Annotated in this window: 24 protein-coding genes; 4 read left to right on the plus strand and 20 right to left on the minus strand. The window is 46.9% G+C overall.

The window, feature by feature from the left end; genetic code table 11:
* Positions 1–16 precede the first annotated feature (16 nt).
* From LCY76_RS21020 to LCY76_RS21060, 9 genes are all read right to left on the minus strand, one after another.
* Positions 17–670: a sensor histidine kinase gene (locus LCY76_RS21020; protein WP_248254281.1), complete on the minus strand. Its 654-nt coding sequence runs from the start codon at positions 668–670 to the stop codon at positions 17–19.
* A 17-nt stretch (positions 671–687) separates the two neighbouring features.
* A complete protein-coding gene (locus LCY76_RS21025; protein ID WP_248254282.1) occupies positions 688–2,193 on the minus strand; it encodes a nitrate/nitrite transporter in 1,506 nt (501 codons plus the stop codon).
* The gene (locus LCY76_RS21030) at positions 2,190–2,375 is read right to left on the minus strand and encodes a hypothetical protein (RefSeq protein WP_248254283.1); all 186 of its coding nucleotides are present in this window, start codon (positions 2,373–2,375) and stop codon (positions 2,190–2,192) included. Before LCY76_RS21030 ends, LCY76_RS21025 begins: the two co-directional genes overlap by 4 nt.
* Positions 2,376–2,460: 85 nt before the next feature.
* A complete protein-coding gene (locus tag LCY76_RS21035) occupies positions 2,461–2,769 on the minus strand; it encodes a hypothetical protein (RefSeq protein WP_248254284.1) in 309 nt (102 codons plus the stop codon).
* Positions 2,759–2,965 (minus strand): hypothetical protein, encoded by a 207-nt coding sequence (locus tag LCY76_RS21040; RefSeq protein WP_248254285.1) that lies wholly within the window; start codon positions 2,963–2,965, stop codon positions 2,759–2,761. Before LCY76_RS21040 ends, LCY76_RS21035 begins: the two co-directional genes overlap by 11 nt.
* Positions 2,955–3,479 (minus strand): Rieske (2Fe-2S) protein, encoded by a 525-nt coding sequence (locus tag LCY76_RS21045; protein WP_248254286.1) that lies wholly within the window; start codon positions 3,477–3,479, stop codon positions 2,955–2,957. Before LCY76_RS21045 ends, LCY76_RS21040 begins: the two co-directional genes overlap by 11 nt.
* A gap of 11 nt (positions 3,480–3,490) precedes the next feature.
* A complete protein-coding gene (locus tag LCY76_RS21050) occupies positions 3,491–4,051 on the minus strand; it encodes a 4Fe-4S dicluster domain-containing protein (protein ID WP_248254287.1) in 561 nt (186 codons plus the stop codon).
* A complete protein-coding gene (locus LCY76_RS21055; protein WP_248254288.1) occupies positions 4,052–6,220 on the minus strand; it encodes a molybdopterin oxidoreductase family protein in 2,169 nt (722 codons plus the stop codon).
* Entirely contained in the window at positions 6,207–7,289 is a 1,083-nt protein-coding gene (locus LCY76_RS21060) for a hypothetical protein (protein ID WP_248254289.1), read from the minus strand. The genes LCY76_RS21055 and LCY76_RS21060 overlap by 14 nt, the downstream gene beginning before the upstream one ends.
* Before the next feature lie 438 nt (positions 7,290–7,727).
* Here LCY76_RS21060 and LCY76_RS24075 point away from each other — a divergent pair, with 438 nt between their 5' ends.
* Positions 7,728–8,567 carry an STAS domain-containing protein gene (locus LCY76_RS24075; protein WP_248254290.1) on the plus strand — a complete coding sequence of 280 codons (840 nt, stop codon included), beginning with the start codon at positions 7,728–7,730 and terminating at the stop codon, positions 8,565–8,567.
* A 24-nt stretch (positions 8,568–8,591) separates the two neighbouring features.
* On the opposite strand, the gene LCY76_RS21070 is transcribed toward LCY76_RS24075, so the two are convergent.
* Positions 8,592–9,380: a TrmB family transcriptional regulator gene (locus LCY76_RS21070; RefSeq protein WP_248254743.1), complete on the minus strand. Its 789-nt coding sequence runs from the start codon at positions 9,378–9,380 to the stop codon at positions 8,592–8,594.
* A 635-nt stretch (positions 9,381–10,015) separates the two neighbouring features.
* Here LCY76_RS21070 and LCY76_RS21075 point away from each other — a divergent pair.
* The 3 genes from LCY76_RS21075 (at position 10,016) to LCY76_RS21085 (ending at position 12,310) form a co-directional block, all read left to right on the plus strand.
* Positions 10,016–10,708 (plus strand): Na-translocating system protein MpsC family protein, encoded by a 693-nt coding sequence (locus LCY76_RS21075; RefSeq protein WP_248254291.1) that lies wholly within the window; start codon positions 10,016–10,018, stop codon positions 10,706–10,708.
* Positions 10,709–10,869: 161 nt separating this feature from the next.
* Positions 10,870–11,274 (plus strand): anti-sigma regulatory factor, encoded by a 405-nt coding sequence (locus LCY76_RS21080; RefSeq protein WP_272885651.1) that lies wholly within the window; start codon positions 10,870–10,872, stop codon positions 11,272–11,274.
* 139 nt (positions 11,275–11,413) lie between these two features.
* Complete coding sequence (locus LCY76_RS21085; protein ID WP_248254292.1) at positions 11,414–12,310, plus strand: COX15/CtaA family protein; 897 nt, start codon at positions 11,414–11,416, stop codon at positions 12,308–12,310.
* Positions 12,311–12,737: 427 nt separating this feature from the next.
* Here LCY76_RS21085 and LCY76_RS21090 read toward each other — a convergent pair whose 3' ends face one another.
* The 10 genes from LCY76_RS21090 to LCY76_RS21135 form a co-directional block, all read right to left on the minus strand.
* Positions 12,738–13,787 (minus strand): lactonase family protein, encoded by a 1,050-nt coding sequence (locus LCY76_RS21090; RefSeq protein ID WP_248254293.1) that lies wholly within the window; start codon positions 13,785–13,787, stop codon positions 12,738–12,740.
* A gap of 132 nt (positions 13,788–13,919) precedes the next feature.
* Entirely contained in the window at positions 13,920–16,043 is a 2,124-nt protein-coding gene (locus tag LCY76_RS21095; protein ID WP_248254294.1) for a M28 family metallopeptidase, read from the minus strand.
* A 174-nt stretch (positions 16,044–16,217) separates the two neighbouring features.
* The gene (locus LCY76_RS21100) at positions 16,218–17,264 is read right to left on the minus strand and encodes a dihydrodipicolinate synthase family protein (protein WP_248254295.1); all 1,047 of its coding nucleotides are present in this window, start codon (positions 17,262–17,264) and stop codon (positions 16,218–16,220) included.
* On the minus strand, positions 17,265–18,281 hold the full coding sequence (locus LCY76_RS21105; RefSeq protein WP_248254296.1) for an NAD-dependent epimerase/dehydratase family protein: 1,017 nt from the start codon (positions 18,279–18,281) through the stop codon (positions 17,265–17,267).
* 157 nt (positions 18,282–18,438) lie between these two features.
* Complete coding sequence (locus tag LCY76_RS21110) at positions 18,439–19,140, minus strand: alpha/beta hydrolase (protein ID WP_248254297.1); 702 nt, start codon at positions 19,138–19,140, stop codon at positions 18,439–18,441.
* 390 nt (positions 19,141–19,530) lie between these two features.
* Positions 19,531–20,934, minus strand: coding sequence for a DHA2 family efflux MFS transporter permease subunit (locus LCY76_RS21115; protein ID WP_248254298.1), 1,404 nt, complete (start codon positions 20,932–20,934; stop codon positions 19,531–19,533).
* 198 nt (positions 20,935–21,132) lie between these two features.
* Positions 21,133–21,927: an endonuclease/exonuclease/phosphatase family protein gene (locus tag LCY76_RS21120; RefSeq protein ID WP_248254299.1), complete on the minus strand. Its 795-nt coding sequence runs from the start codon at positions 21,925–21,927 to the stop codon at positions 21,133–21,135.
* Between the two features lie 58 nt (positions 21,928–21,985).
* A complete protein-coding gene (locus LCY76_RS21125) occupies positions 21,986–23,317 on the minus strand; it encodes a hypothetical protein (protein WP_248254300.1) in 1,332 nt (443 codons plus the stop codon).
* 32 nt (positions 23,318–23,349) lie between these two features.
* Positions 23,350–24,351, minus strand: a complete 1,002-nt coding sequence (locus LCY76_RS21130; RefSeq protein WP_248254301.1) for a zinc-dependent alcohol dehydrogenase — start codon at positions 24,349–24,351, stop codon at positions 23,350–23,352.
* Positions 24,348–25,772 carry an extracellular solute-binding protein gene (locus tag LCY76_RS21135; RefSeq protein ID WP_248254302.1) on the minus strand — a complete coding sequence of 475 codons (1,425 nt, stop codon included), beginning with the start codon at positions 25,770–25,772 and terminating at the stop codon, positions 24,348–24,350. Before LCY76_RS21135 ends, LCY76_RS21130 begins: the two co-directional genes overlap by 4 nt.
* Between the last annotated feature and the right edge of the window lie 9 nt (positions 25,773–25,781).

The following is a 25,781-nucleotide window of genomic DNA, read 5'->3' on the forward strand; positions in this document are numbered from 1 at the left end:
TCCTCCTTTGTGCTTTTTAGAGCGGAATCTGCATCTCCACCACTGTTCCCATGCCGGCTTCTGAGGTGATCCGGCAATGGCCTCCTGCCAGTTTCATCCGTTCTTTCATTGCCTGAAGACCCGGTGACTGCTGAAGTGCCGGTTCTTCCGCAAAAAAGCCTTTTCCAAAATCCTTTACCGCTATCTTCAAACAGTTTTCCTTCCATGTAAAGTCTATTTTGATAAAAGAGGTATCGGCGTATTTGGCCGCATTCGTCAACGCCTCCTGACAAACCCTGAACAAGGTCACGCTCTGCGCCTCTGTCACCCGTTGTTCCTTGCCTGCCGATGCGATCTCGACCTCAATGCCGAATGTTGAGGTGAAAAGTTTGGAAAAGCTTTTCATCGCGGGAAGCAGACCTAGGGTTGTCAGCGTCGGCGGGTGCAATTCGACAGAAAGCAGACGGATTTCCTTAATGGTTCTCTCAAGGGACTGTGAAATTTCCTGTGCGTACTCTGTTAAATGCGGCTTCTCCAGCCCTGTCTGGATATACTGCAGCCCTGTATAGATACTATACAGGGTCTGCCCGATTCCTTCATGAAGTTCTAGTGCGATCCGCTTTATCTCTGCTTCTTGAGACTGAATGATATAGGATGTAACCTTTTCCAGCTGAATTTTCCTTTTTTTCATAATTTCTCCTGCTTCCTCTACACACTTTTTGTTTTTAGTGCTGTAATGTCGCTGAACATGCCGGCATACTGCTGGATTTCTCCGGCTTCATTTTTTACCGCGCTGATTGTTAGCCACTCGAGGTAATTCTGGCCGTCTTTCCTGCGGTTCCAAATCTCGCCCTGCCAAAATCCTTTCTCTTCGATGTCCAACCACATTTTTTTATAAAACCCGCCATCCTGCAGGCCGGATTTCAGCAGGTTCGGGTTCTTGCCGATCACGTCCTCTGCACTGTAGCCAGTCAGTTTGCTGAAGGCCGGGTTAACTGCTATGATTGTGCCTTTGCTGTCGGTTACCATGATGCCTTCAGCCGTGCTGTTGAGGATTTGTGCAGACATCCCAAGACGGTCCTGATAATACATCCAAATGACGAGTACGAAGCTTGCGAGCGCTACTTCGGATAACGCCATAAAACCGATTGCATAATGCCCGGTAAGCTTAAATAGCAGTGCCAGGATCAGCGGAGGGAAAAAGCCTCCGAGCCCGCCCATCGCAGAGACGACACCGTTCGCAATGCCGGACTGCTTCGGAAAATAAGCAGGAACCAGCTTAAAGATAACCCCGTTGCCCATTCCGGCACAGAGAGCGATCGTTAAACACCCTGCGGTATAGAGCCCGATGGAAGGCGCAAAGGAAAGCAGCATCGCGGCAAGCGTGTAGCCGCCAAAAACAAACATGAGCAGCTTTAGAGAGTGAAAGCGGTCAGCCAGCCAGCCACCGATCGGGCGCATAATCGTCGCGATAACGATAAATCCTGCTGTTCTGATTCCTGCATCGACTTTTTCAAGACCAAAGTTTGCCACTAAAAAGTTCGGCAAATAGATGGTAAACGCTACGAAAGATCCAAACGTAATGAAATAAAATAAGCAAAACAGCCAAAGTTTTTCATTCTTGGCGATGCCCCTCAGCTGTTCAGACAGCGATGTGCGTACTTTTGGCTCTTTTTTATCTCCGAGAAAGAAATTGGCCAGCGCCATCACCGCAAGAAGCATTAAATAAAATTGAACGGTAAGAGACCATCCGAACTGAGAGGCGATGACCGGTGCGGTAAAAGCTGTTATGGCTGTACCAATGTTTCCTGCCCCGTAGATGCCGTTTATGAAGCCATGGCGCTCCTTTGGGTAATATTTTGGAACAGACGTCACACCAACCGAAAAGATGGCTCCTCCTAACCCTAAAAATAAACCTCCGATAAGCAGGTCGGTAAATGCAGAAGCATGGGCAATATAATAAACCGGAAAAAGAAGGATGATAAAACTGATCATGAAAATTTTTCTTGCTCCAAACAAGTTCGTTAAATAGCCGAGAGGAATTCTAAGCAAAGAACCCAGAATGACAGGGATAGCGGTCACCCAAGCCAGCTGGTCTGCCGGAATGCTGATGTCCTCTTTCATAAACGGCAGAAGGGATGAGATCAATACCCAAACCATAAAGCCCGCGATCAGATTGACAGTCTGTAATGGCAGCTGGATTTTTTTAATCATTTTGCACAGTCCTTTCTGATTTCGTAATAAAGGCAGCCGACAGGATCATAGGCGGTCAATCCTTCATCTGTGGCCATAATCTCACAGTCGGCTGAAATCGCCAGAAAGTGATAGCCGTCAAAGTATAGCCTTATATGGGTACGGTCAGGGCAAGGTTTTATTTTTTCGATATACCTATGCACCCAAGCGTTTTCACCTGCTTCCCCTCTGGAATATATCTTGATTCCTACAGGTTCGGAGACATTCTTTAAAACGTCATATAAGGGATTACTTTCCACAGCTTCCACAACCCTTCATGGCAGGATAAATGCTGAACTGACAGCCTTGTATATACTTCCAGAACATTTCGGTTCCCTGCTGTTCCAAATGGGCCAGAACAGCGGCCTCCGACTCCCAGACGCTCATTCCCTTCACTTCTGCTGTTACCATTTCAATGTCTCCGCACTTCTTTTCATCCAGGTACCAGTGAAGGCGCTGGCCTCCGAACAGCTCACGGAACATGCCATCAATGACCCCAGAAAAACCGCCTGCGGTATTTCTGATAAAACAAAAATCCAGATAGGTTTCATTGTTCATGAGAATTTCCGCCTTTACGGATTTCTTTTTTATAAATAAAGAACGCTACGGGAAATGTCAGGATATTTAAACCAGCAAAAATGAGAGTGTTCCGGTAATGCTCGAAAAAGAACTGATGGACCATGAACTGGGTAAACACAATATTTAGAGCCAGCATTAAAGCAAGGACAATGACTCCCGCATGACTACGCTTCATACCGCTTCACTCCCACTGCATAGATGTTTCCGTATTCCACCTTCACCTTAATGGCCGGCAGGGGACGTCTCGGCGGACCGGCGAGCGGCTCGCCTGTATGGGCAGAGAACTTCCCGTGGTGGCACGGACAGATCATCTCGTTTTCTTCCTTCTTCCAAAAAACCGGACAGCGCAAATGGGTACAGGCATTTTGATAAGCTACAAATTTGTTTTCGCTCAAGCGGATCAGTAGGGCGCTGTCATGCTCTCCTGGAAAGGAGAAGTCGACGGAATCACCCACCGCCACGGATTTTAAGGAAGCGATCTTCTTTTTCGGATACTCCTTTTCTCCCAAGCCCATGAGTTCTTTTGCAGCAATAGCTCCCCAGGGCAGCGACGAAATGGCAAATAACCCAGCGGCTCCGACCATGGTTTTCATAAAACCGCGCCGGTCTAGCATTCGTTCATTGTTTCGGTGAATATTGTGGGTATAATTATCTTCATCAAACGGAATTTTCGCATTGCGGTCAGACATGCCGGTTCCCCCTAAAACAATTTTTCAATTCCCTGCAGTATGCCGGGAAGATTGATTTTTACGTTTGTTTCACCTTCCAGATAAGGCATGCTGGTGATCCATTTCCCGTTATCCAGGCTGTATTGCTCCCGCTTCGCCTCGATCTCGCCCTCTGTCAGCCATTGTAGAGTGCTGGAAGGGCAGACACTCGCGCACATGGGCGGTATGCCATCTTTTGTCCGGTCAATGCAAAGGTCACATTTATACATCAGGTTTTGCTCTGTATCAAATTTAGGAATGCCATACGGACAGGCAATCGTGCAGTTCTGGCAGCCGATGCATTTTTCTACGAGAGCAGATAATACAGCTCCTGTTTCATGGATCTGGATGGCCTGAGCCGGGCAGCTGCGAGCACAAGCCGGATTCTCGCAATGGAGGCACATTAGCGGCATCGTCTGACGCGTCACAAGTGGATTGACGTCATACACATAGTTTCGGTTGCGCTGCTCGTGGCCGCCGCACTGCGTGCATGCGGCAAGACAGGAACGGCACCCTATGCAATTCTCAAGTTCAATATACAGTCTCTTCTTCATTTACCGTTCCTCCTTTCCTGGCAGTCTCTCAATCTGTGCGGCGCATACTTTGAACTCCGGCATACGCGATATCGGATCGAGGGCCGCAATCGTCAGCAGGTTAATAGAGTCCTGATCACCGAAATGGTAAGGGACAAAGACCGTATCTTTTCGGATGGCTTCTGTTATTTTCACCTTATACTCTGCTTTGCCTCTCCGGGTGTAAAGAAGGACCCTTTCCTCATGCTGAATACGGTATTTCCCAGCTGTCTCAGGATGAACTTCAACATACGGCTCCGGGCACATGTCATGAAGAAACTGAATTCTTCGCGTCTGGTTTCCTGACAGATAATGATAGACGACCCTTCCCGTCGTAAGGCGCAGCGGATACTCTTCGCTCGGCTCCTCTGCCGGCGGCCTGTAAGGAAGCGCACAGATCTTTGCTTTCCCGTCCGGGTGGTAGAATTTTTTATCTAAAAATAGGTGTGGTGTTCCTTTATCCCCCTTGCTGCGGCAAGGCCAGAATACCCCGTCCTGTTCATCGATCTTATCCCACGTTGCTCCGTAGTAATCAGCATAGCCCCCTTTAGAGGCAAGCCTGAATTCATCGGCTACGTCTCTTGCCGTTTTTAAATGAGAGAAGTATTTTCCTTTGCCCAGCCGTTCAGCCAGCTCGACCTGCATCTGCCAGTCCGGCTTTGATTCCCCAACCGGTTCCTGTGCTTTATTTATTTTAATGATGCGCCCTTCCAGATTGGTTACCGTACCTTCGTCCTCCGACCAGGTGACGGACGGGAGAACAACGTCAGCAAACTCCGCTGATTCGGACAGATAAAAATCAGCACAGACCATAAAATCGAGATTTTTCAGCGCTTTTCTTACAAAATTCAAATTGGGCGCGGATACTGCAGGATTGGAGCAAAGCAGGTATAGTCCCCTGATCTCCTTCTGTTCCATTAACTCAAACATTTCATAGGCGGAAACACCCGGTTTCGGCATCTCTTCCGGCGTAATGCCCCATACTTCGCAAACTTCCTCTACGTGTTTGGGATTTGTAATTTTCCTGTAGCCCGGGAGCAGATCCGCTTTCTGCCCGTGTTCCCGTCCGCCCTGGCCGTTGCCCTGGCCTGTAAAGGTGGCTACCCCCGATTTCGGCCGTCCGATCTTGCCGGTAATGAGCGCCATGTTGGTATAGGCGGACACATTGTCGACGCCTTTATGCTGCTGCTCAATTCCCCGGGCAAACATAACGATGGCGTTCGGCGCTTTGCCGTAAATTTCAGCCGCACGGATGATTTTTTCAGGAGAAACCCCGGTAATCTCACTCGTGTATTCAGGTGTAAATGTTTTAAGAAGTTCTTTGGTCTCTTCAAATCCGGTCGTATGGTTCTGAACAAACTCCTCGTCCATATGGCCGTTTTGGATAAGCAGGCTTGCAATTCCGTTAGCCAGGGCTAAGTCGGTGCCGGGCTTCAGGTCAAGGTGAACATCAGCCCTTCTCGCAATCGGTGTTTCCCTTGGATCTGCGACAATCAAGTACCCTCCTCTTTCCTGGACAGACCAAACACGAAACATGGAGGTTGGATGGCATTCTGCGGTGTTGCTTCCCGCAATAAAAAGGCAGTCCGTTTCGTGAATATCCGTCCACGGTATTGTGGATCCGCGGTCAACACCAAAGGAACGAAGAAATCCACCCGCCGCACTGGACATGCAGAACCGGCCGTTATAATCGATATAGCGGGTTCCCATCGCCACACGTGCAAATTTTCCCGTCAGGTAGCATTTTTCATTGGTCATGGATACGCCGCTAAACACAGAAAGCGCATCTTTTCCATACCTGGATTGCATATCTTTAAATTTGGCAGCGATCAGATCATATGCTTCCTCCCAGCTGGCTTCCCGAAAACCGTCTTTCGTGCCTTTTTGTGAAGCGTCGTCTCGAATGAGAGGTTTAAGCAGGCGGTCTTTATGGTTGGTCTGCTGATAGGCCGTAACACCTTTCGGGCACATTTTCCCTACCGTCACCGGCCAGTCATACCTTGGTTCCACTCCGATAATTTTGTTCGTGACCGTATTTACCCTCAGGTTCATTCCGCACTGCATCCCACAATAGCTGCAATGCGTTTTAATTAGTTTTTCATTTGGATGATGGAGGTTCTCCACTTCTTTAAAAAACTTATCCTTTTGCATTTTGGTTCGCCTCCCTGACGTTTACTTCATGAGTTGGAAATCCAGAAAATCTTGAAATTCTGTATTTTCGCCGGCAAGGAAGGCAAAGCTCGGCCAGATGGAATCCTTCCTTCATCTGAAATTCAATATGGTTGGTGCCCAGTACTTGGATGACATCCTTTGATTGTTCCGAAGAAACGAACTCCCCGCCGCATACCCGGCATTTTTTCATGGACTGTTCTCCGTAATGCTCCCGATAGTTTTTGGCAAAAACACTCACTGCCCGGAATGGAATGTGTGCGAGCTTCCCAAACGGCAGATAGGTAAGCGTGAGAATGACTGAATATTGATGGATGAGCGACAGGGCCGGCTGTCCTTTTCCATGAAAAAAAACATTGAGTACAGTTAAAAGGAGGCCAGTCACACTGACGAACAAAAGCATGTATAGCGGAAGAAAATCATATAAAAATTTTTGTTCTGCCCGGGCCTGCATGTTTTTAAGGCGCCGCCACAGTGCCATACAGACCCCTATAATGACCATGATGGCCGTAAAGTTTAACGCGTTATAAAAGAAGAAGGAGAGAAGGCCGTCTGCTTTCACTTTCATGAGATTGATTCCCATGCCGACCACCGTGTAATAGCCGTTTTCCTCCATCGTGAAGTACATCCAGCCAAACACGAGGGAAAACGTAACGAAACAAGAAATAATACAGCCCCAGCCGATTAAAAAGTGCTGAGTCCAACGATAGATTCCCCGGTTCCAGATAAATTGGTGAGTGACCATATGGTTTGTAGTTGTTTTTGGAGTGGATCGTCTAAAAAGCAGCCTAATACCTTTCTTGATCAGGTTTTTGGTTGGCGGCCTCTCTGCCCATGCGATAAACCTGTAAAAAAACCCACCAATAAAGACGAGTGTCCCAACCATGTAACCGTAAAGATTCAAATCAATATGCGTAAACATTCTTGTGCCTATAAATACCAAGATGGCCAAAGCCGTAACCGTTAGAAAAACGGATTTGGCAAAGTGAGAAGCAAAAGCATGGTTCCAAGAATGTCTGGAAGTTGAGGGGTGTATCATTGTTTTCGGCATGTTGCATTCTCCTTACCAGAAAATTTTATTTCCTTCTATTGTTATTGTAAGAAGCAGCAGCCCTTCCAGCCATCGGGGAATCTCCCCATTGCTCCATCTCAACTCCCCTATTTAGGAAAGCGATATAAAAGAAATAAAAAATTGGTGCCAGGCACCGGCTTTTGACATATGTCAAAACGCGGTGCCTGGCACCAAAAACAAAGACTTTTAGCCCCTTATTTTGGTGTAGAAAGAGGAGTTTGTTCTTTATGGGAAGAATTTATTAAAGTACGAAAAAAATTTCAGGATAAGGATTGATACTGACACCGCCACTTCCCTGATTTCAACTAATCGAGCAGTAGCTGCTTAACCGTTTTCATCACAGCCATTTTCGCTCATAATGTTCGGACACACGCATTCTGCACGTAGAGTTTTAATAAGAGGGGAGGAAGAAAAAAGGTGTTAGAAAAACAGCTGCACACATATATGCTTGTCCATGCCCAGCAGATGGCGGAGGAATGGCTGCAGAGCCGAAATAATGAGGAAGGAAGCATCTATTCCATTGATGCTTCCGGAGAGGTTGAAAGTACGCTTCGGAAGCAGCACGTTAAGTTCACCACAATGATCGCAGATAGTATGTTTGATGAATATGAAACCTCTCCCTGGGTGAAAGAGCTCGCCAGCCAACGAAAAAATGCAGGGGTTCCCCTGATTAAAATCCTCCAAAATTTCAACCGCTGCCGCGAGATTTCCTGGCGATATATCCAGCGGTTTGCCGATGCCCACCCTGAGACCGTCCAAACTTCCCACATCGGGTTATGGAGTTTGAAGTATAACCGTGCTTTTGATCATGTGATTGAAATTTTTACCCACCACTTTCATAAGGCAGATGATTCCGCAAAAGAATATCATCAGAACAGGATTTCACAGATGGGCGTGCCCGTGATCCCCATTACAGAAAACATCGGAATCCTGCCATTGGTCGGTGAAGTGGATACCTTTCGCGCGACTGTTATACAGGAGCAGGCGTTAAGTAAAGCCAGCGGACTGAAGCTTCAGTATTTGATTATCGATCTGTCTGGCGTGTATTCTCTAGACACGATGGTTGCTGATGAGCTGTTTACCGTCATCAAGGAGCTTGCTTTACTTGGAATCACGGCCATTATAACGGGGATTCGCCCGGAGATTGCACAGACGAGCATCCAACTCGGCTTGAATTTCTCTAACGTCTTAATATTCGGAAGCCTGAAAGTCGCCCTCGCCCACCTTCTTGAACCTAAGAAAAAGGTAAGGATTTAAGTCAGAGAAAATTCTCTTAACGCATTACACCTTCCATCCTCGTTCATTTATGTAGTAGTTTAATAGTTTTTTATAATTTTCACCGTACTTCTCGTCCAGCTCCTTACTGAAGTCCCTTTCGATCTGCTGCATGATCAAGTCATGATAGAAACCGTTCTTCAGCATCTCAATGACTGCTGGATGGTCGGTCTCTGCCGAAGAGGGCTTAAGTGTTCCGCCAAAGCTTCCAATGAACGCCGTTTTTGAATCACATAACAGGGAGAATTTGCGTTCATCCGTATGCCACTGATCTTCCCTTTGGCGGACAATCAGGTTTTCGAGTGATAGATTCGTATCTCCAATTGAAATGAGTACGACCGTTACTCCTCTTTTTTCCGCTTCAAGCAGTGCATCCTCCATCCACGAAAGGTCCTCCGCCCAGATCTCAGCTACAATTGAAAACTCCGCATTAGCAATGACTCGGCGAATAGCCAGATCAAGACCCCTGTTTCCTTGCCAATTATAAAAAGCGGGTGCAGGACGGGGAGGCATTTTCAGTTCTCGAATGAGAACTTTGGATGTTTGCTCAAATTCGGATTGAATAAGACGCACCAAGTCCTCGATTGGTACAGCATTATAACGAACCGTATCACCCTCCAGGCTTCGGCAGGCTCCTTTTTCTGCGAGAGACCTTAGCGCGGAATAGACATTAGCCCGGGACACTGCCACCCTTTTGGCCACTTCATAGCCTGTCAGTTCAGGTTCTTCATGCAATGTGATATAGCATTTTGCCTCCAATTCTGTCATACCCAGTTTTTTTAAACGCTCAATCATCATTTTCCCTCCATTTAATGGTGCCAGGCACCAAGATAGCATTTCACAATACTCCTAAATAGGAGTATTTAATTGTACTACTTATTTTTATTCTACTGTATTAAATCATAAATTTCTATTATTTTTCCATCTTTTAGTGTGGATAATTGCCACAAAAAAAGGAGTTTTATCTTATTAAAGCCTTCAAAATAACTTGCGGCAGTAATGAGTTGGACAATGAGTGCAAACATGAGTCGAAGAGCGAGGGGTAGTCCTTTTATTTTTGGCTCTTTTTGCGTTCGAAAGAGACAGAATTTATATTTTAGAATAGCAGAACGGCCAAGCAAGTTATTACAAAAGGGGTTTTGTCGCTACGGCTGACAAACACGAGACTTTGTTGTTTATGAAAGAGCTCCGTCGATTGCTTCAAGATTACAGCAATTACAGGAGATGAGTTTTTCAGAAAAAAATCAGTGAGGACTTTCTGTTTTTCAGCACCATAATTTATGAAGAACAGGTTTGCCGCTCGTAAGGATGGTTAGTGGCAGGAAATCGGGAGGAGACCACGAATACTATATTAGGAATAGAAGAGTCGTATTGTTTGATAAAAATTTTCAGAAATGTCATCATAAAATTATTAATATAGGTGGAATTCAATGGATAGATTGAAAGCAGAAAAGGATTTAAGCAGTTATATTGGAAGAATTCTTAGAGATCATTTTGGAAGAGGACCTGGATCTGTTTTTGTTACATTGAGCGAACCTTATGTGGCCATGTATTTTACAAAATTTCTTTCACCCACCGAACGCTCGCTGCTGAATACGAACCAAGCCGCTTTCGTCCAAAAGATACGGGATATGCTGATGGAGCAGCTCATTGGTGAAATTACGGATTACCTTAAACTGCAGCTCGGAATCGATATTCAGGAGTTTTATTACGACTGGAACCTGGACACTCAGACAGGGATTTTTGTGGCTGTCAGTAAGGACTCACCGGACAACCTATTAGCCGGTGCTTATAAAAACCAGGAGCAGGTTCATACGGAAATTGACCGGGTGAGCTTTAAGGCGGAAAAGAGTCCCGATGAAGTTACGTCCTTCCTGCTGAATGACAGAACGCTGATTATTTTCCGCGACAAAATTTTGGTTAGTATTGAAAAAGAATTGATTGAACTGGGGAAGGATGAAACGCTACGGATCGCTAAGCGGAGACTGGAAAGAAGACTGGTGGCTGAACATACGCCACAGCTGGAGAAGCTTCTTGGGACCACGATTGCTGACTATTTTATTGACTGGGATTTTGAACTGGACCGTAGCGCTACCATATTCATTTTAGATCCAATTTCATAAGGGCAGCAACAAGCTAGGCATGGAACTAGATGTAAGCCAAAAGGAAGGGCGTCACAGCCCTCTTTTTGGCGTTTTTTTATGATGTGCAGCAAAGGGGATGGTACGCATGCTACATGATCACCACATAGGAAATTTAACAGGAAAACAAAGGGTAATGCGCTATGCTGGATAATGCCATCATTGTCAATATTCACTCTGAACAGGATATCGTGGCTGCAAGACAGCATGGGAAACGACTCTCCAAAAAGCTGAAATTCTCAACGATCAACCAGATTCGGATTACTACGGCTGTCTCAGAACTTGCCAGAAATATTTATTTATATGCAGGAAAGGGCAAAATAACGTTTGAATCCCTTTTTAAACAGCAGAAATCCGGCATTAAAATCATTGCTTCTGATCAAGGGCCTGGGATCAAAGAGGTTCGAAGAGTGCTGGAAGACGGCTACTCTACCTCAGGGGGCCTAGGAATGGGGCTGCCCGGGGTAAAACGGCTGATGGATGAATTTATCATCGATTCACACGACGGGGCTGGCACGACCATCACTGCCGTAAAATGGGTGCAATGACGCCTACTTTTTCATGGTGTGTGATGGATCTGCGCCTTATTTTGACAAATGTTTGTCATTTGCTTCAACTCAGTTGACTACCGGCTCCGTATACCCCATGATGTCAAGTGTGAGTATATATTACTAAAGGAGCTTTTCTATGGATAAAGCCTTTAAAGGAATGGCCGTCTTTACAAGTGTCATCATGTTTTTATTAATGATCGCCGGAACTCTTGTGACTGACACAGACTCCGGTATGGGATGCGGCAGTGACTGGCCGCTGTGTAATGGTAAATTTATTCCCGAATATACCGTCGCAACGATGATTGAATATACCCATCGCCTGATTACAGGTTTTGCAGGGATTGTCGTTATTATTTTCTCCATCTGGGCATGGCGCCGTTACCGCGGCATCCGTGAAGTGAAGGGTCTTGCCATTCTCGGAATCAGTTTTATTATCGTAGAATCCATTATTGGTGCAGCAGCTGTTCTTTGGCCGCAATCGGCTGAGGTTCTTGCGATGCATTTCGGATTTTCGCTGTTAGCCTTTACAGGTGTAGTTCTCTTGAGTGTGTTTGTCGTTCAAAAGGACAAATCCCATTTACTCGTTAAAAGCGCTGTGTCCAAGCGGTTCAAATGGTTTTCATGGATTGTTGTCGCATATGCGTATCTCGATATTTATTCCGGTGCGTACTTACGCCACGTAAAAGCAAGTCTGGCGTGTACTGATTTTCCTGGCTGCTATCCCGGCAATTTCTTGCCTCTGTCCGGCCTGCCCGGCATTCATTATCTTCACCGTATGGCAGCGGTCGTCCTTTTCTGTCTTGTACTGGGGCTTTTCATCTACTCGTTCAGGCATTTACACGGCAACCGTCCGGACCTTTATTACGCCTCATTGATCGCGTTTATTTTAACCCTTTTGCAGGGCGTCAGCGGCGTGCTCGTCGTTCTGACCCGATTGAACATTTTTGCGACGCTGTCCCATTCAGCGTTAATCACTCTGCTGTTTGCGGTGCTGTTCTATCTTGCATTGCAGACGAGAAAGAAGCCTGAATAATAAAGAAAAACGGTCCAGGACGAGTAGCCTGGGCCGCTTTTTTATGTTGCTTGTATTTAGCCAGATGAAAATGATTGCGTCGAAACCGGTCAACCCTCATGTCGAAAGGAATCCAATCGATAATAAAAATGCCCTTTTCGATAATAAATCCGGGTTTTCGATAATAAAAATAGAAAATCGATAATAAAAGCCTTGGACAGTGGATGGACAAGATAAATAAGCTTAAAATCCTCCTAAACATGCAGTAAAAAGGCTTCCCACACCACACAAAAGCCGAAATGCCATGGTTTTAAGCGCCATATAGAACTATTTACTTATTTATTCATCAAAAACACTTCAAATCTTTCAACAAAAGCTAAAAAAACGCCGCAAATGAGAAGAGCAAAATAAAACCACAGAAGGAACACACCTTTTGTGGCACCTAACTTTATTTCACATGCAAAAACTTCACGCAAACCGGATAAGGAACGAACGCATCCGATTGTAAAAGCGTCAGTCTTCCTGTATTTTCGTCTCTTGAAAACAGGACGAGGTTGCCGGACTCCTGATTGGAAGCCACGATGAATTTTCCGGAAGGATCGAGCATGAAATCACGCGGCCAGTTGCCTTCTGTCGGCGTGCGGTCGACAAAGGTCAGTTCGCCTGATTCATCCTTCACGCTCAATATCGCAATGCTGTTATGTCCGCGGTTACCTGCATACACAAAACGGCCGTCGGAAGAAACATGAATCGCACTTCCTTGGTTGTTTTCCGTAAAATCTTCAGGAATGGTGGAGATGGACTGAAGGATCGAAAAGCTTCCATTTTCTTCGTTGTATGCCAATACGATGACTTCCGAGCTGAACTCGGTCATGAGGTAGGCGATTTTTCCGTTCGGATGGAACTCGAGATGCCTCGGACCGCTCCCAGGCTTCACAGACAGGCTGCTCACCTCTTTTAGCTCTCCGTTATAGAGCTGATATGTGATGAGCTTGTCGATTCCAAGATCAACGACCGCTACATATTTTTCATCCGGAGTAAAACCGGCATAGTGAGTATGCGGCTTTTCCTGTCTTTCATCGGGGCCAGAACCTTCATGCTGGATAACGGAAGTTGCAGGGTGCACGCCTTTTCCTTGTTCGACCGCCAAACGCTCAACCGTTCCTCTGTGATAGTTGGCCGTCAGTACGTTGCGGTTATCGCGATCCACACTGACATGGCAAGGAGAAGCGCCCTCTGTCAGCTGGCTGTTCAGCAGTGTCAGCCCTCTTGATTCATTGGTGATCGAGTAAGCAGCAACGCCTCCCATATCTCCGTCCTTTTTTACGGCATAAAGATATTGATTGTCTTCACTGATCGTTAAGTATGTAGGATTCCCTAGTTGAGCTGCAGCTTTAATATCTGTAATTCTGCCTTCTTCTGTATCGAGCGTAAAAGAGTAGATACCTTTGCTTTCACCTTTAGTATAGGTTCCGATATAGCCTGAGTACTTTGTCATCGTGATGATCTCCTCTCTAAAATTCTGATTTCTTAAATTTTAACACAAGCAGTCACAAAGAAACCTGTTCGAACCCTTATTGTTCGCGCAAAAAAAGCATGATATTCATTCCGAATACCATGCTTGAAGGTTTTATTCGACCGCATCCTCTGCTGTCCAGGCTGCTTTTGTGAGCGATTTTTCCAGTTGTTTTACCGCTTTTTTGAAAGCTTCAGTGTCCTTTGCCTGCTGTGCTTCAACTAATGCAGGCAATGGCTGAGCAGCGTAACCGGTAGTGAGTCCCGGTGCAAAAATCTGATGCTTGAACCAGCTTCGGCTCGCGAGTCCCTGTTTGCTGATCAGGTCACGCTCCTGCTGGATCAATGCGGAGTTCAGCTGTTTCCATTGCTTCGGCTTCCCTTTTCCGCTGTTCAGAAGGCCTTGGCTGTAAGTTTCCAGTTGATTCGAGGCTTCTTCCCACTCTTTCGCCTTTGCTTTTAAGCCGCTGATATCCACACCAAGTGTTCCGCCTTTCTCCACGTCAGCCAACAGTTTTTGCACAGATTCTGCATACTCGGAGTATTGGAACGGAAGAACTTGTGCGTTGGCCAGCCTCAGGGCCATTAGACCGGTAAAACGGCCCGCTGCAGCCTGATGTTTGTAGCCAGGGTCAAAAAACCGTTCCACAGAATCGGAGTTATCGTAGGCACTGTGATAAAGGCCACCCGCTGCACCAAAACCGACATCAGCAGAAGGCACACCGAGATGCTGAAGAAAGGCCGTATAGTCTGAGCCGCTGCCCAACAAGTCGATCTCTTGTTCTTTGCCGTCGTTTCTGACGAGCATGTCATCATAAACGGACAGACCTGATCGCGGTTCTGTGACCTTTTTGGCCACATCATAGATCAAAGGATTTAGAGAAGGCACAGCACCGGCACCGAAAAACTGTCCGGCAATGCCGTCCATGTTAATGTATGCGACCGCATCCTTCGTCAGTTCCTTTTGGTGCTGTTCTGCGTATTCAGTGGAACCGAGCAGACCGTATTCTTCCCCATCCCAGCCTGCAAGAACAATCGTACGATCCGGGCGCCAGCCGTTTTCATACAGCTTGCCGAGGGAACGGGCCATCTCCATGATCGTGGACCAGCTGGAAATGTTATCACTTGCACCATACGTCCACGTGTCTCTGTGGCCGCCGATGATGATTTTTTCATTCGGATACTTGGCTCCTTTAAACGTCACCGTAATATCATGAATCGGTTTTGTTTCATACTCAATATCAAGGTTAAGGCGAACCTTGGAAGCTTCATTTCCGAGGTGATATTTAAAAGGAAGGCCTCCCTGCCATGCTTTTGGCGCCTCTTTGCCGCCCATGGCCTGCAGCAGTCCTTGTGCCTCGCCGTAGGAGATCGGCGTTGTCGGGATTCTTGGCAGTGAATTGGCTTTATTGGCTTGGATTCGTTTCACACCGTCGACCGATGCTTTCCCAGGAGTCAGCGGATCGCCCGGATAGCGGTAGATATAGAGGATACTTCCGCGCTGGATGGCATCTTTCGGGCGCCACGGTCCATCAGGGTAAACCGGCCCTTTGAGATAGCCGTCATCTTTCGGATCGGAATAGATTAAAACGCCTTTCGCTCCGTATTGGGAGGCAAGATCCGGCTTCACGCCGCGGAAGTTTTTGCCGTAGCGGACGATGACGATCTTATCTTTGACCGATACGCCCTGCATGGCCAGTTCTTTGAAGTCTTCAGGGGTTCCATAGTTGGCATACACAAGCTCTCCTTCCACATCTCCTGAAGGGGAATAGGCGTTATAGCCTTCTACGACTTCGTTTTTAAAAGGCGTGCCTTTCTTTAAATCTTCGGTGACTTTGAGTTCTCGCTGAAACGGTGCGGTCTGGGTGATGGAGATGCTGTTGGGGTGGGATAGGTAGACATCGTACGTGTGGACCTTCGGCTTCAGGCCTGCTTTCTTCAGTTCATCGAGCGCATATTGGACGCCGGCATCATTGCCCTTCGTGCCGACCAAAGCCGGACGTTTGCTAAGCGCCCTGCCATACTTTTTGATCGAGTCTTCCTTTACACCGTTCTGGAATTTCGTTTCAAACTCTGTCTGCCACTCGGACTTGTCCTTTGCAAAACCTGTCAGATCCTCCTCCTTCGTCTGTGCGGATGCATGTGTGAAAGGCAGAGCTGCGGATGCCAAAAGGGCAAGCGCCATACTGCTTGCCAGGTACTTCTTCCTAAGTGAGCCGGAATTTTTACGTTTTCCCAATCCTAAAACCTCCCTCGCTTTTTGACTATATTAGTAGATGTCTGTAAATTCAGTCAATTTATTACGTACGATTTGGAAAAAAATGAATCATTAGTCTTGCGAGGGGGTAAATGTTTGGTGCCAGGCACCGCTTTTTGACATATGTCAAAAGACGGTGCCTGGCACCATTTCAAGCTATTTGGATACATTCAGCTGCTTAACGAACGCATCATCATTTAGATGAGGATAGTCTCTGTACACCCTGTCAATTTCTGCAGACTGACCGGGGCTGAGTTTTTCTTGCTCAAGGAGACACCAGTTTCCCTGCAGCAGCCCTTGGCGTGCCAATACTTCATTGATGCCGGCAATACATCCTTTGAAACCATTGGCAGCATCAAAGAATGCAGCATTGGCATCCGTGATTTCCTGGCTTCTCCGGAGAAGGGAAGCTGGAATAACTTCGTTGTTTCGGACTGATTTGATCTCATCAAACAGCTCTACAGCCCTTTTCGTCCAGACTGCCCAATGCCCGAGCAAACCGCCAGCAATTGATTTTCTTACCCTTTCACCGTCCACCATCACTTCATACGAAGTCAAAAGATCTTGCACAATATTATCATCATTTCCGGTATAGAGAGCAATCTCATCCCTCCGCTTGGACTGGCAGACTGCCCTGATGACATCCAATGTTTGGTACCTGTTGAAAGGGGCCATCTTGATCGCGTATACGTTTGGAATATCCGCAAATTCGCACCAGAAGTCATACGAAAAAACACGTCCACCAACAGTTGGCTGCAGGTAAAAACCGAAAACCGGGATAATTTCTGAAACTCTTTTTGTCCTTTCCAGCATTTCATCCTCACTTAAGTGGGAAAGCCCGCCAGGACTGAGAAGACCCAAATCATAGCCTAGCTCTTTCGCCACGACCGCCTCTTCCTTTGCGTGCTCAGTCCCTCCGCAAATACCTGCAATTTTTATAAAAGGCTTCTGCAGCTCTCGGTGCTTCACTTCCTCGGCGGCCATACGCAGTACTTTTTCATAGAGATCAAACCGGGGATCTCTTATTTCAAATTGTGTCGTATGCACACCAACAGCTATACCGCCAGCCCCGGCATCCATATAATAGTTTGTCAGTCTCCTTTGGCTCTTTTCATCCAGCTTTCTATTTTTATGAAGTGCCAAGGGATGTGCAGGAATTACGGTTCCATCCAATAAAAGCTCTTTGATCTCGGGCTTCAGCATTTAAAAAGCCCCTTGCCTTTCCTGAAAATGGGTCGGTTTATTTATCGTTTGTCCATCCGCTTCCACCCATTCCGCTGTCCACTCAATCATCGTATTCAGCGGTGTTTTTGGATAACCAAATACCTGATGGGCTTTAGAGGAATTATTAATCAATGCGGTTGGCTGCTCCTCACCGAAAAAAGTAACTTGTTTATTGAACCGCTCACCAAACTGCCGGGCCAGCCACCGGATGGAAACCGTTTCAGGCCCAGTAATGTTTAAAATAGCCGGTGGGCTTTCACTAACATGCAGCGACCGGAGAGCATATTCGTTTGCATCTCCCTGCCAGATCACATTCACATGGCCCATCGTGACATCGACTGGATTTCCCTGATAGACTTGCTTGGCAATTTCCAGAAGGACACCGTATTTCATATCAATCGCATAATTCAGTCTGAAAAGGGTGACCTGTGTACCGTTTTTCCGGGAAAAATACGAGAATATTCTTTCTCTGCCAAGGCACGATTGCGCGTATTCGCCGACGGGATTGACCGGGTGATGCTCGTCACACCCTCCATGGGCCAGGGGCACGAGAGGATAAACATTTCCCGTTGAGAACACGACATGGCGGGAGTTCGGAAACTTCTCAGCTACCCGGCCCGGAAGGTAAGTATTCATGGCCCATGTGTAAAATTCATTGCCTGTCGTGCCAAATTTATGTCCCGCCATATAAATGATATTTCTCACGTCAGGCAGCCTCTGAAGGTCTTCCTCCTTTAACAGGTCCGCACTGATCGTCTCTATACCGGCCTCTTCCAACTCTGTCCGCAAGGTTCCTGATGAAAAGCGGGACACACCGATCACCCGCTTTGAAATATTGCCTTGACCGAGAGCACGTTTGGCGAGCTTTGCCAGTGTCGGGCCCATCTTCCCTCCTACTCCAAGAATCATAATGTCTCCATCCAAGTTTCCTAAGTCCCTGATCAAGTGTTCAGATGGCCTTGTCATTACTTCTTCAAGTTCATGTAACGTTTGCATCGTTTCACCTCGTTTTTTTATTCGTTCATCACTTCTACACCTCAATGATAAACCGCTTTCTACTGCAAAAAAACGACGTAAATCTGTCTATAAATCTCTTTTGGTGCCGACTAAAAAAATGAACCCCTTTGAGAAATGGGATCCATTTTAGAACTTATTAGTTTTTCAGGAAGAAGCACAGCGCCCTTGGCAGATCGTCCTTCCAGAAGATCCAGCGGTGTTCTTCGTCTTCCACATGATAATCAAGGGATAGCTCTTTCTCCCCAAACACCTTCATCATGCTTTTGTTGCCGTCATAAATATGGGCAATTTCCCCGGTAACCGGCGACTTAAAGTTATTCTCCCGCTCACCGACGACCTGATAGATCTTCCAGTTCGGCTGCTGGATCTGACGCCGTGCATCTTCCGCCATCTCGACATCAAATGCGGCTGACTGCAGCATGAGGTGAGACCATATCTCCGGCTTTTTCATGGCGAGGTAAAGTGAGATGACTCCGGCAAGCGAATCACCGAGTGATCCCATTTTGACCACGTTCATATTGATGGCCTTCAGCTTCTGCTGCACGTCCGGCAGCACTTCGTTATAAAAGAAGTCGGTAAATGCCTCAAAGTGCTCGCCGTCCGGATGATACACCTCTCTTCGCTGTGATGGAGATCCCGGGCTTACCGTTACCATGACGAGGTTCTTGGCGAGTTCAGGCTTTTCCTCCAGCAGCTTTTCAAACGTTTCCTGGAGTCCTCCGAGTTTCATGTAATAATAACCGTCCTGCACGAAGAGAACCTGCACATCCCCTTCCTGAAGCTGATCAGAAAACAGCCACTTTACGTCAATCTCGCGGTTTAACTGGCTGCTGTGCATTCGATTTTCGTTGATTAATAGACTAATGGGTAACCCTCCTGACTGACTGCTCTGTTTTATCCAAGAATTATCATAGCATGAAAGGGCCTCGCAGTTAAATTGCCCTATGAAAAACAATTCAGGACAGGCAACAATGAGTTTTTTGAAAAACGTGGTGAAAAATTCGCTGTTTCTTGTTTTACAGACAGGATGAAGCTGCTAAAGGGGGAAAAACATCCTAATTCATCATAAAATTCGCGGCTGAGAGCGGAAATGGGTTCCGAGCCCATATATTATTGATTTCTACCCATTTATTATCGAAAACGGCGCTTTTATTATCGATTCACTCCATTCCTTCTTCAAACAAAGAAAAGCAGCCGTGCTTAACTGTAAACACGGCTGTCTTTCGAACTATTCTCCTGCTCCCTCAACGGCTTTTTCTTTTTTAATAAAAAAGGTAAGTACAATTCCAATGAGAGAAAGAACAGAAATGACCATAAAGGCAATGTTCGCGCCATACATATCCGGATGAGCAATGTCAGGGAGATGCTTGGCCGTTTCTTCGGTCGTCGTCATCACCGTAACAAGAATCGCTGTACCAACAGATGCAGCAATCATCCTCATCGTATTATCCATGGCCGCTCCATGAGGAATGAGCCGTTTTGGCAGCTGATTTAACCCGGCGGTGGCCGCTGGCATCATGACCATGGACAAGCCGAACATTCGGACTCCATACAATACGGTGATATATGTGAACGATGTCGCCGGCCCTAGAAAGGAAAAGGCGAACGATGACACCGTAATGATGGTTAAGCCGGTTAGCGCCAGCCATTTCGCTCCGATCCGATCAAAGATCCTGCCCGTGATCGGTGACATCAGACCGGTGATCAAGGCACCTGGCAGCAGGGCCAGACCTGCTTCGAATGCTGTGAAATTCCTCATGTTCTGCATAAACAGCGGAATGATCGTTTCCGCTCCGATCAATCCCATAAAAGTGATCATTCCAATGGAGACAGTGATCGGGAAAATTCCTTTCGTGAAGACACGAAACTCAAGCATCGGATGTTTCAAGCGCAGCTGCCTTGTAATAAACAGCACGAGTGCTGCTGCACCCACCAAAAGGGAGATCACCGTACTCTTCGCCGTCCATCCGTAATTGCCCGCGCACGTAAACCCGTACAGCAGACCTCCGAAACCAACCGAAGACAAAACGATGGAGAGAACATCCACTTTCGGTTTCGTCACTTCTGTCACGTTTTTCAAAGCAAAATAGGCGATCAAAATATCAATAAGTGCGATCGGTAAGATGATAAAAAACAGAACTCTCCATGAATAATGAGAGGTTACCCAGCCTGATAAAGCGGGACCAATCGCTGGTGCAAAGGATATGACGAGACCGATTAATCCCATGGCTGCGCCGCGCTTATGCACAGGGAAAATCATTAAAAATACAGTTTGCATCAGCGGAAGCATGACCCCTGCACCGCTCGACTGGATGACCCTCCCAAGCAGCAGTGTCTCAAAATTAGGGGCAAATCCAGCCACTAATGTACCAAAAGCAAATACGCTCATGGCGGTGATAAAAAGCTGCCTCGTTGAAAAGCGCTCCAATAAAAAAGCACTGACAGGAATCATGATTCCGTTCACAAGCATGAAGACGGTTGTCAGCCACTGGGCACTGTTTGCTGTAATGTGCATCTCTTTCATAACTGGCGGTATCGCTGTGATCATGAGCGTTTGGTTCAGTATAGCGATAAAAGATCCTGCGAGCAGGAGCGCTACGATGGTAGACTGTTTATAACTTGATGTTTCCATTCCTTTTTTGAGCCTCATTCCCTTTTATAGTTATTATTGTCTTCATCTTATCTTAAACGTTTACGTAAAGCTATTGAGCCGACTTGTCTGTTTTTCTGTTTTTGGTGTCAGGCACCGGCTTTTGACATATGTCAAAAAGCGGTGCCTGGCACCAAAGAAAAAACAGCCACAAAAAAAGCCCTAGCAGCGTCAGCCGCTTCAGCTTCTCTTAAGCCCCATCTTCACATACACGGGATAGTGGTCACTTGGAAATTCATCGTTGACTTTTACATCAACGATTTCTGCTCCTTCTACTTCCCATGATTCACTCACCAAAACCCAGTCAATCCTTTGTTCTTCTCCGCCGCCGTTTTCGTCCGTAAAATCATTAAACGTTCCCAGGCCGCTGCCCTTCCTTTCATCTGCAGTCCGCCAACTGTCAAACAGTTCTCCGCTCCCGGTTAAGATCTCGTATACACGGCTGCCGGGATGAGTGTTGAAGTCCCCGGTCAGGATAACCGGAACACCACTCTGAAAACCCTTCCGTTCCTGAACCAGCAATGCGGCTCCTTCTTCCCTCGCTCTCACTGAAATATGGTCCAGGTGGGTGTTCATTACATAGAAGGTCTCCTTCGTCCCCCTATCCTCCAGGAAAACCCATGTGGCCATACGCGGACAAGCCGTTTCCCACGAAACGGAGCCGATTTCCGCCGGTGTTTCCGAGAGCCAGAAATGGTCAAAATCAACAGCCCGATACTTATCTTTCCTGAAAAAGACCGCCATAAACTCGCCTTTTGAACCTCCTTCGCGGCCTAACCCGATCCAATCATATTGAAGCAGATCCTCCTCCAAGCCGGTCAGCTGCCAATAGGTTCCTTCCTGCGTGCACAATACATCAGGGGTATAATTTTGAAGCAGTTTTTTCATCAGCGGCCGCCTCTTTTCCCACGTATGCGGCCCGCTTCCCGCACTTCCTCCTACTCTCAAATTATAAGTCATAATGTGAATGGTCATCTTTCCTCTCCTCCTGTCCTTAACTAACAAGCAAAAAAACCCCAGAGATGATCCGGAGTTATCCCTTTTCAGATAAGTAATCGTCGATAAAATGAAAAGCATAGATCTGACGCGGCCTTCCTTTGGAAGATAGCTTCTCCTCACCGACGATTTGAATAAGGCCGGCGTCCAAGCATTGAAGCAGGATGCGATGGGCGCTTCGGATCGTTACGCCAAGTATGGAAGCTATTTCCTGAGCAGTATAGGTGATCCGTTCTGTCCGCTTGATCTGAGCCATCATTTTTGTGAGATAGGTAGCGGTCATTCCTGTCTTTTCCGCTTTGTGTAGAAGAGCTGGGTCTGTGACCGATAGACTGTAAATGAGCGGATTGGACATTTCCACTGGTCCGATCACGCTTTTATCTTCACGCACAATATAGCATTGATTACTGCCGAATTGTATGGACTGGCGCAAAGCCACCCAAGCATGGTTTCCGGCATCCTTTGCTGATAACCCAAACCCTACCCCAACGGATAGAGACAGCTGATGATCCTCTTTTAACGTCTGCAAAAGCGGGATACTTTTGTATCCTTCCGACACGCGTTCAAAAATGCCCCGTGTGGTGACAAACAAAAATTCATCTTCCGCGACGGCCGTGAGGTGTCCCTCAAGGGCTTCTGCATACTCCAGGATCATCTGCCGGATGCGGGCTTTCTTTTTTTGAATTCGATGCCCTGCCAGTTCAAATTCTTCAATCGGCGGATGCACCATCCGGATCAGCCCCATGACGACCTGGGAATCCTTGTTCTGCCTCTTTTTACAGGAAAGAAGAGCCCGTTCCAGTGAAATGGTGATATCTTCTTCGGTTGGAACCACCCATTCGTTTGGGATCCCGAGTGTATGGAGTTCATTCGAAACCGCATTACTTCCCGTCAGTGCTCCCTGTGTCTTGCCTTCTTTAAAGAGCCTTTCGTGAAGACTGATGATCTGACTCCTTGTCTGAAAAACTCTATGTTCCGCAACGGGTAAAACATCCAGGTTCTCGTTTACTTCTTCAAGCACCTTGCTGACTTCCTGTTCAGAAAGCGTATCGACGGAAATCCCCTGAACATCCGGCATACGGCGCATCAGTCTGAAAAGGGCCCCATAAAGGCCGGAAGCTTTTAAAGGAATGTAGTGGGCAGGTACCGGAAATTCCATATGATCCTTTACAAGTTTATATCCCTCGTATCCTGAGAAAAGCAGCACATCCACTTTCTCCGCAAGTTCTTTTGTGAACGAAACCGCATCTGAAAGGTCTTCGGACACCTGAAAGACCGGAGTGAACGTCGGAAAAGCCTTGATGACCTTTTGAATGCGGTGAGCAATGACTGCAGGGGCAACGATTCCAATCACAATCTGGCCAGACATGTTCCATCACCTCTATGAAAAATATATTTTCTTCACTCATAATCGATGACCTTCGTCAGTACACCTGTTTTCCCTTGCTGCAGTTCTTCATAGGCTTCGTGGATATCTTCAAAAGGAATGGACTCTTGGAGGTAATCGTTGACCTGTATCCTGTGTTCGCTCAAAAGCCTCAGGAATTCCTCCATGTTGCGTCCTTCCGTCCACCGGACAAAAGCATACGGATAATCCTGGGCGTTCTTTTCATAACCCGGATCGTACCGGCCGGGTCCTCCTGCCCGTGAAATAAGGATCTGTGCTTCTTTTCCGAACATCCGGCTCCTGTTAAAGTCGGGTTCCACATCTCCTACGATCACAATTTTCCCCTTGTCCCTGATCCATTCCAGGCTTTCATTCGTCAGTGGAGAATGTCCCCCTCCTGCACAAAGAAGGACAGCGTCCGCCCCGTATCCGTTCGTTTTTTCTTTAATTCGTTCCTCCAGCGTTTCCCGTGTTGTCGAAACAGCCACCTTGGAAACCGATTGAAACAATTCCGCTCGGCTGGCATTTACTTCATATGGAAGGACATTATAGGCGCACGCATGAGAAATCTGTGCGATGATCTGCCCCAGCACGCCAAGCCCTGCGATCACAACAGACTCCCCAAACTGCAGCTGCGTCATTCGCAGCGCATGGATCGCGATGGCCCCTACGCCAGCAAATGCAGCTTCCTTTGCCTGAACATTATCAGGCACAGAGCAGCACAGCGTTTTGGGAACTAGGAGATATTGTGAGTGCCTGACATACGGAACCCCATAACAGGCAACCAAATCCCCTTTAGAAAAAGGATCCGTATGTTTTCCACATTCCACAACTCTTCCGGCGGCACTGTATCCCAGATACGCCGTGCGGTTCCGGCTCGACCGAATGACCGACAATTCGGTTCCGGTACTAATGACTGAATGTGCTGTTTTCACCAAGAGATAATGGTCCTGAACCTTAGGGATATCACTTTCAATCATCGTAATTTTCCCCTCTTGGGCTGCTACACTTTTCAATGCTCGTTCCCCCTTTCTCCCGCCATCACGGAGTGAACTGTCTTTGACAGCTTTGCCTCGATTCTTTTACAAAGAAATGCTTCATCCAACAGCCCCGATAAGTAGAGCCTAAGCTCATCACGGATTTCCTTGAGTTCTTTAAACGAAAGCCCAAGGCTGCTGTATAGCCTGTAAGTAGGAACAATCTCCCGGAACATCTTGAAACGGGAAGGCAGGTGGACCTGTTCGCCTCCCGTCCGCTCAGCGACTTTTTTTACGGCCGGTATACTCAATGTCTTCTGGCGGATTCTCTCCTGGCATTCCTCGGAAGCCAAAAAGTCCACCAGGAGTTTCGCTGCCTCTTTCTTTTGAGAGTTCTTGTTCACAGCAAGGCCGATCATAAGGAGCATCGTCCTCGCGTCCTCTGAATAAGGAAGCGGTGCGATGTCATAAGCAATTTCCGCATCTTTCATCTGGTTTAAACTGAAGTAAGAGCACATGATCATGGAAGCTTTTCCTGCTTTAAAGAGCGCTTCGGAATCCTGGTCACTGTCCGACAAATAATTCACGGCCATCTTCTGCTGCTCAACGACATGCTTAAACCGCTTGATGCTCTCGATAAAACGGCCTGAATCAAACTGAACTTCGCCATTTTTGTCCCATGTAAAGTTCACCTGATTCTGCAGCAAAAAGATCGGCCAGCGGTTAAGAGACAGCGGGTGAAAATAAAAGCCGCACCTTTTTGTTTCGGGATTCAGTACTGACAGCTTCTCAGCAGCTGCCAGGGCATCTTCCCATTGCCATCCGCTGTCCGGCAAGGCAATGCCATGCTCCTCAAAGTGCGTGACGTTGTAGCACAGGATAATCGGCGAGAAGAGAAAAGGCTTCACATACTGATCCTGTGTGGAAAATCCTTTATTTAAAAAGGGATAGATATCGTCCGAAACCGGCAGTGGTTCAAACATCTCTTCATGATAAGGCCCAAGTTCCTGAAAGTCGTTATAGTTAATCGTCACGGCGTCCACCATATCGTTCTGAAAGAAATCATAAACGGTCTGCCCGTAATGGTTGTAAGGAAGGTTGATCGTCTGGACCTTGATCATGGGATGCTGTTCCTCAAACCGCCTGATGAGTTCATTCAGGACAGCTTCGTTTTTAATGGAAGGATAATATCCCAATTTAAGGGTCAGCGGTTCAAACGGTCTGCTGGCTGCCACTAAATTGCCGACCCTTGATTTTTTGACAATCAGCCCTTCCTTCACCAGCAGCTCAAGTCCTCTTCTGACCGAATTTTTGCTAAGATCATACCGTTCGGCGAGCGTCAGTTCAGAAGGCAAAAATTCTCCCACTGGAAGCAAACCCTCTGTAATCTGTTGTTTTATCGATCCAATAAATTGATCAAACTTCAATTTGAATTGTTCTCGGCTCGTTTTTTCACTCATAACGCCACT

It is taken from the genome of Fictibacillus marinisediminis (assembly GCF_023149135.1).
GTDB classification, from domain to species: Bacteria; Bacillota; Bacilli; order Bacillales; family Fictibacillaceae; genus Fictibacillus_C; species Fictibacillus_C marinisediminis.